We start from the raw sequence: 6,000 nt of genomic DNA, 5'->3' as shown, positions 1-6,000 counted from the left end.
CGTTCGGGCATAAGCATATGCCCGAACGGACGTTCTTGTGAAGGGGTTATGCGAACTTCGGGGAACTTTCTTGTCCGACCGGGCGTTCAGGCGCGCAGCAGCGGCAGGTAGGCGGACAGGTCGCAGCGCTCACCGGAGGCGTGCAGGGCCCCGGAGTCCAGCGCCTCCCGCCAGCCCAGGCGGCCGGTGGCCAGGGCCAGCCAGGTGGCGGCGTCGGTCTCCACCACACTGGGCGGGGTCCCCCGGCGGTGCACGGTGCCGGAGACCGCCTGGGTGACGCCGAAGGGCGGCACCCGCACCTCCACGGCATGCCCGGGGGCGCAGGCCGCCAGCTCCTCCAGGGTGTATCGCACGGCGGCGGCCGTATCGGCGCGTTGGGGCCGGGCGCCGGCATCGGTTGCGGTCGCCCACTGCCGCACGGCGTGGGCGCCCGCGGCGGGATCAATACGTCGTCTCACGCCTCCGACGGTACGGCATGGCGCCACCCGCGCAGGCCCCGGCGGATCACGCAGTAGCAGGCCAGCCCCGAGGCGGCGACCACGGCCACCGACATCACGCTGAAGGAGCCCAGGAAATCCGGCACCTCGAAGCCGGCCAGCGAGTCGTCGGCGGGGGCGACGATCACCTGATCGGCCGCCTCCGGGACGCCGGCATCGGCCTGAGCGGCGGCCGCACCGACCGGCACCAGGGCCTGCAGATCAATGCTGCGGGTGGAGCCGTCGCGGGCCACCAGGGTGAAGGAGACGACGGCGCAGGCCGCATTGGCGCTGACGCCGGCAGCACTGCCGGCGTCAGCCGGGCAGGTAGTGGTGGCGACGTCGGCGGGCAGGGCGATCTTCAGCGTGCTGGCGCCGGTCTCCGGCAGTTCGGGGGTGATGGTCGCGTCAATGGCGGCACTGGTCAGATGCTGGGTGCCGCCGTCGGCCAGGGCCACCGTGGCGGTGACCTCCGCGGCGGCGCCGGGGGCGGCCTGTTCGGAGGCGGCGGTAAAGCTCAGCCCGGTGAAACGGACCGTAGCGCTGCCGTCGGCGGCGTCAACGTCCAGGTCGACGCCGATCTGCCGCTTGGCCAGGTCGGCGGAGGTGGCGCCGCCGGCCTGGAGGTACTCGGCGGTGACGGCGCGGTCCAGAATGCCGGTGCTGGAGACCTCGCCCCCGCGCAGGACGGTGAAGCCGTCGCCGCCCGACAGCATGAAGGAGTTGGAGGCCACCACCACGCTGGCATCGTCGTCGAGCTCGACACCGTCGACGTAGACCGAGCGGATGACGCGGGCGCGAGCGGCGTCGATGGCGGACTCGAGCTCGGCGGCGCTCTGCGCACCGTTGGAGATTCGGCTCCAGTACTCCTCGAGCTCGTCGGCGGCGTCCTGGTCGATGTAGACCTGCACGTTGGCAGAGACGCCGAGCATGAGCGCCGGCCGGGAGGTGTCGGGCTGCCACTGCTGGGCGAGCACGTCCTTGAGTTGGGCGCCGGTATAGGCGGCGTACCCCATCTCGTTGCCGAAGGGCTGGACGGTGTAGGCCTCCCCCTCGGTCAGGTCGCCTAACAGGTAGTCGGCGCGCACGCCGCCGGGGTTCATCAGCCCCACATAGTGGTCGCCTTCGGGGCGAATATCGGTGGTCAGCCAGGCGCGGTAGGAGTCGGCGATGAGGTTGGCTGCGGTGGACTCGGTGGAGCGGTTGGCACCGGGGTCGGAGCCGGTGTTGGTGCCACGGTAGAAGCCGGTGCCCAGGCTGGTCAGCACGCGGGCGCCGGCGGCGCGGGACTCGCGGGCGGCCTGGTCGACGATGGCCTGGACGCCATAGGCGTCGGTGGTGCAGTTCGAGGCGGCCAGGTCGATGTTGGCGGCCTGCACCACGCCCACGGCACCGGTGGCGGGGTCGAAGGACAGGGTGATGTTGCCCAGTAGTTCCCCGTACTGGCCCGACTGGACCACCGCGATGCGGTTGCCGTCCTTCCCGGTGACGGTGGTGGCGTGGGCGACGTGGGTGTGCCCGCCGAAGACGGCGTCGACAGAACCGTTGAACTGGGTGGCGTAGACCGCGGCGTCCTCGTGGGCCAGGACGACGACGACGTCGGCCTCCCCGTTGTCCGGATCGCCGTCCTTCAGGGCGGCGGCACGGGCGTTGGCGGTGTGCACGAGGTCGGCGACCTCGAGTCCCTCGAGGGCCGAGCCGGCCACCAGGCTGGGCAGGGAGTCGGTGACCAGGCCGATGAAGCCGACGGTCACGCCGTCCACCTGCGTCGTCCACACGCCGTCGCCGTCCCCCTCGGCGAGCAGGGCGTCGTTGCCGGTGACATTGGCGGCCAGCACGGGGGCGTCGAAGGCGCCCAGCAGGCGGGCGGAGAGGTCGGTGACGCCGTTGTCGAATTCGTGGTTGCCGGCGGCGGTGACGTCCAGGCCGATGGCGTTGAGGATGTCGATGGTGGGCTGGTCGTCCAGCACCGATGAGATATAGGCCGAGCCGCCCACGTTGTCGCCGGTGGACACCAGCAGGGTGCCCGGCGTGGCGGAGCGGGCGGCGGCGACCTCACAGGCCAGGGTGACGGCGCCGGGCTCGGAGACCAGCTGCGCGCCCTCGCTGTCGGTGGACACTCGCTCGATGTGGCCGCCGAAGTCGCTGATACCCAGCAGGTTGATCGTGACGGTCGCAGCGTCCGCACCGGCAGGGGCGGCAGCGGCAGCCGCCCGCTCGTCGGCGACACTCGCGCCGGGGCTCGCGCTCAGCATGCCGCCTACCGGGGCGGCCACTACCACCGGGCCGCCGATGGCGGAGCCGGTAACCGCGGTCGGCGCAGCCACTGCGCCGGGATCAAGGGCAGCGAGGCAAAGGGCCGTCAGGGGGACGACCAGCCGGGCCAGGTGTCGCGATCTCATGGTGGTCCTCGTAGTGATCATCAGTAAGTCGAACGATTGACATCACCATAAGTGTCAGGACACCTATGGGCCAGGGCACACACCAATTAGTAATCATGACAATTTGATGATGCTAGGCAGGCCTCCACCTATGAACCCGGATCGCCGCCACCGCGCCCCTACTTTCCGGCTCCATACCGCGCATACGACACGACGGCGCCCGGCCGCCTGGGAAGCGACCGGGCGCCGTCGTCGGGCAGCAAGTCCCGGAGCACGTGACCGCGAGGTAACCGCACCCGCGCTACGCATCGGCCGATCGGCTAGGCCGATTGGCTACCCCCGTCTTTCGGATCATCGGATCAGACGATGCCGTGGGCGATCATGACGTCGGCCACGCGGGTGAAGCCGGCGGCGTTGGCGCCCAGGACGTAGTCGCCGGGGCGGCCGTAGGTCTCGGCGGCCTCGACGCAGGAGTCGTGGATGTCGGCCATGATGCCGGTGAGCTTGGCCTCCGCGGTGGCGAAGTCCCAGCGGGTGCGGCCGGCGTTCTGCTCCATCTCCAGGGCGGAGGTGGCCACGCCGCCGGCGTTGGAGGCCTTGCCGGGGGCGTAGAGGATGCCGGCCGCCTGGAAGGCCTCGATGGCCTCCGGGGTGGAGGGCATGTTCGCACCCTCGGCGACGACGGCGCAGCCGTTGCGCAGCAGGGTGGCGGCGTTGTCGGCGTCGAGCTCGTTCTGGGTGGCGCAGGGCAGGGCGACGTCGACCGGGACGTCCCAGGGGCGGCCCTCGGTGACCAGGCGGGCGCCGGGGCGCCGGGAGACGTAGTCGGCGACGCGGCCGCGCTCGACCTCCTTGACCTGCTTGAGCAGCTCCAGGTCTACGCCGGCCTCGTCCACGACGTAGCCGGAGGAGTCGGAGAAGGTGATGGGCTTGGCGCCCAGCTGCTGCGCCTTCTCGATGGCGTAGATGGCGACGTTTCCGGCGCCGGAGACGGCGACCGTCTTGCCCTCCAGGGAGTCGCCCTTGGTGGCCAGCATGGACTGGGCGAACAGGACCGTGCCGTAGCCGGTGGCCTCGGTGCGCACCAGGGAGCCGCCCCAGGCCAGACCCTTGCCGGTCAGAACGCCGGCGTCATAGCTGTTGCGCAGGCGCTTGTACTGACCGAAGAGGTAGCCGATCTCACGGCCGCCCACGCCGATGTCACCGGCGGGCACGTCCACGCTCGGGCCGATGTGGCGGGACAGCTCGGTCATGAAGGACTGGCAGAACCGCATGACCTCGGCGTCGGACTTGCCGTGCGGGTCGAAGTCGGAGCCGCCCTTGCCGCCGCCGATGCCCTGGCCGGTGAGCGCGTTCTTGAAGATCTGCTCGAAGCCGAGGAACTTGATGATGCCGGCGTTGACGCTCGGGTGGAAGCGCAGGCCCCCCTTGTAGGGACCGAGCGCCGAGTTGAACTCGATGCGGAAACCGCGGTTGACGTGGACCTCACCGGCGTCGTCGACCCACGGCACCCGGAACATGATCTGCCGCTCGGGCTCCACAATGCGCTCCAGCAGCGCATTCTCGGCGTAGTGGGGGTGCTTGGCGATTACCGGGCCGAGCGACTCCAGCACCTCGCGGACGGCCTGGTGGAACTCGGCCTCCCCGCGGTTGCGAGCCACAACCTGCTCATAAACCTTCTCAACGACGTCCTGCATGGGGAACTCCTTCACCTGTCACCTGGCAGCGGCGCGTGCCGATTTCCCATCAGCGTCGCGTGACTGCGATTACGGCGCAGGAGCACGTCTTTGAGCAGGCGGGCATCCCGCGCTGGGCTAAACACTCCCACCCCGCCGGTAACTGAGACGAAACATCTCATGTTTCGACCGTAGGCTGCGGAGAGGGAGGGAGCGGCGACCGCGAACGCGGGGGCACCACTCACAGAGCAGCGTAAGCGACGTCGTCGACGGGCTCGAGCCACTCGTTGGAGGTGTTCTCCCCGGGAACCGCGAGCGCGATGTGGGAGAACCAGGAGTCGGCCTTGGCACCGTGCCAGTGCTTGACGCCGGCGCGGATGAACACCACCGATCCGGGCTCGAGGGAGACGGGCTCCTCGCCCTCCGCCTGGTACCAGCCGGAGCCGGCGGTGCAGATGAGCACCTGGCCACCGCCGGAGGTGGCGTGGTGAATGTGCCAGTTGTTGCGGCAGCCGGGCGAGAAGGTGACGTTGTGGACGCCGACGGCGCACTCGGGGTCGTCGACGAGGTTGTTCAGGTAGCTGTCGCCGATGAAGTACTGGGCGAAGGCGGTGTTCAGCTCGCCCTTGCCGAAGACGTTCTCGACGGCGAAGACGGATTCGTCGGTGGTGGCGGTCATGGTGGTTCCTCTCCCGCGGCCCGGACGGCCGCGCAGCCTCAGGCTAGGAGCGCCGCCCGGCCGCAGCCAGGCACCGACCGGGCCCCCATGCGCCGTCCCACCGCACTCTGGGAGCGCGCCGAGGTCGGCAGAAGTCTCGTGCCGAGGCCGGTCGAGGCGGCGGCAGCATTCGGTCCGTCTACGCCGCCTCCAGCACCGCCAACTGGCATGATCCAGGTATGAGCGCCACTGACTCTTCCGGGTCCGCCCCCTCTGACTCCAGGCCCTCCTCGTCCAGCCGCGGCCGCGCCGATAGCAAGCGGTGGAGCGCTCCGCCGGTTGATTCGATCCTGCTGCAAGCACCGACCCGACTTCCACGACGTCGCCGGACCGAGTGGTGGACGGTCGCCGCATGGTCCCTCGCGCTGCTACTGCAGATAGCCCTACGCCTTGACGAGGAGTTCTCCGACAGTTCTGACCGGGTGAGCCAAATGACGGAGGCATATTCGAACTCGACCATCCTCCTGTGCATCCTCGGCCTCATCTCCTGCCTAGTCCTCCTGAGCACGGAATCACTGCGCGCCGCCATTTGGGGAACGACCTTGGCCGCCGTCACGCTCACCGCCTCGCTAGTTACCTGGACGATCCTGTATGGATTGTGGCCGATTGAATACGTCTGGTGGACGCGCGGATGGGTTGTCAATTTCGTGTTCGGCATCGTCCTCGTCCGCGCCATCCGCGACCTCGCCGCAAACATCAATGAAAGCTTCGGTCACCGGTACGAGGTGTAATCACGCCCGCCGACCGCA

The 6,000-nt window shown here is 69.5% G+C and carries 5 protein-coding genes; 1 reads left to right on the top strand and 4 read right to left on the bottom strand.

The annotated features are described in order from the left end of the window. Positions 1 to 86 precede the first annotated feature (86 nt). From DRB06_RS12465 to DRB06_RS12450, 4 genes are all read right to left on the bottom strand, one after another. Positions 87 to 458 (bottom strand): sterol carrier family protein, encoded by a 372-nt coding sequence (locus tag DRB06_RS12465; protein WP_108968904.1) that lies wholly within the window; start codon positions 456 to 458, stop codon positions 87 to 89. Next, the gene (locus tag DRB06_RS16870) at positions 455 to 2,878 is read right to left on the bottom strand and encodes a bifunctional UDP-sugar hydrolase/5'-nucleotidase (protein WP_267896294.1); all 2,424 of its coding nucleotides are present in this window, start codon (positions 2,876 to 2,878) and stop codon (positions 455 to 457) included. Before DRB06_RS16870 ends, DRB06_RS12465 begins: the two co-directional genes overlap by 4 nt. Positions 2,879 to 3,216: 338 nt before the next feature. Beyond that, entirely contained in the window at positions 3,217 to 4,554 is a 1,338-nt protein-coding gene (gene gdhA / locus DRB06_RS12455) for an NADP-specific glutamate dehydrogenase (protein WP_073331127.1), read from the bottom strand. Between the two features lie 220 nt (positions 4,555 to 4,774). Continuing rightward, complete coding sequence (locus tag DRB06_RS12450) at positions 4,775 to 5,212, bottom strand: cupin domain-containing protein (RefSeq protein ID WP_111820122.1); 438 nt, start codon at positions 5,210 to 5,212, stop codon at positions 4,775 to 4,777. A 218-nt stretch (positions 5,213 to 5,430) separates the two neighbouring features. On the opposite strand from DRB06_RS12450, the gene DRB06_RS16255 reads away from it, so the two are divergent. Continuing rightward, a complete protein-coding gene (locus tag DRB06_RS16255; RefSeq protein ID WP_181575268.1) occupies positions 5,431 to 5,982 on the top strand; it encodes a hypothetical protein in 552 nt (183 codons plus the stop codon). Positions 5,983 to 6,000 lie beyond the last annotated feature (18 nt).

Source organism: Actinomyces sp. Z5, assembly GCF_003287795.1.
In the GTDB taxonomy this organism is placed as follows: Bacteria; Actinomycetota; Actinomycetes; order Actinomycetales; family Actinomycetaceae; genus Actinomyces; species Actinomyces glycerinitolerans.
The sequence above is the reverse complement of the archived record's forward strand: the minus strand, read 5'-3'. Positions and strand labels throughout refer to the sequence as shown.

Coding starts and splice junctions, on each gene's coding strand:
- DRB06_RS16870 (WP_267896294.1), bottom strand. CDS start 2,878: ATGAGATCGCGACACCTGGCCCGGCTGGTCGTCCCCCTGACGGCCCTT.
- gdhA (WP_073331127.1), bottom strand. CDS start 4,554: ATGCAGGACGTCGTTGAGAAGGTTTATGAGCAGGTTGTGGCTCGCAAC.
- DRB06_RS12450 (WP_111820122.1), bottom strand. CDS start 5,212: ATGACCGCCACCACCGACGAATCCGTCTTCGCCGTCGAGAACGTCTTC.
- DRB06_RS16255 (WP_181575268.1), top strand. CDS start 5,431: ATGAGCGCCACTGACTCTTCCGGGTCCGCCCCCTCTGACTCCAGGCCC.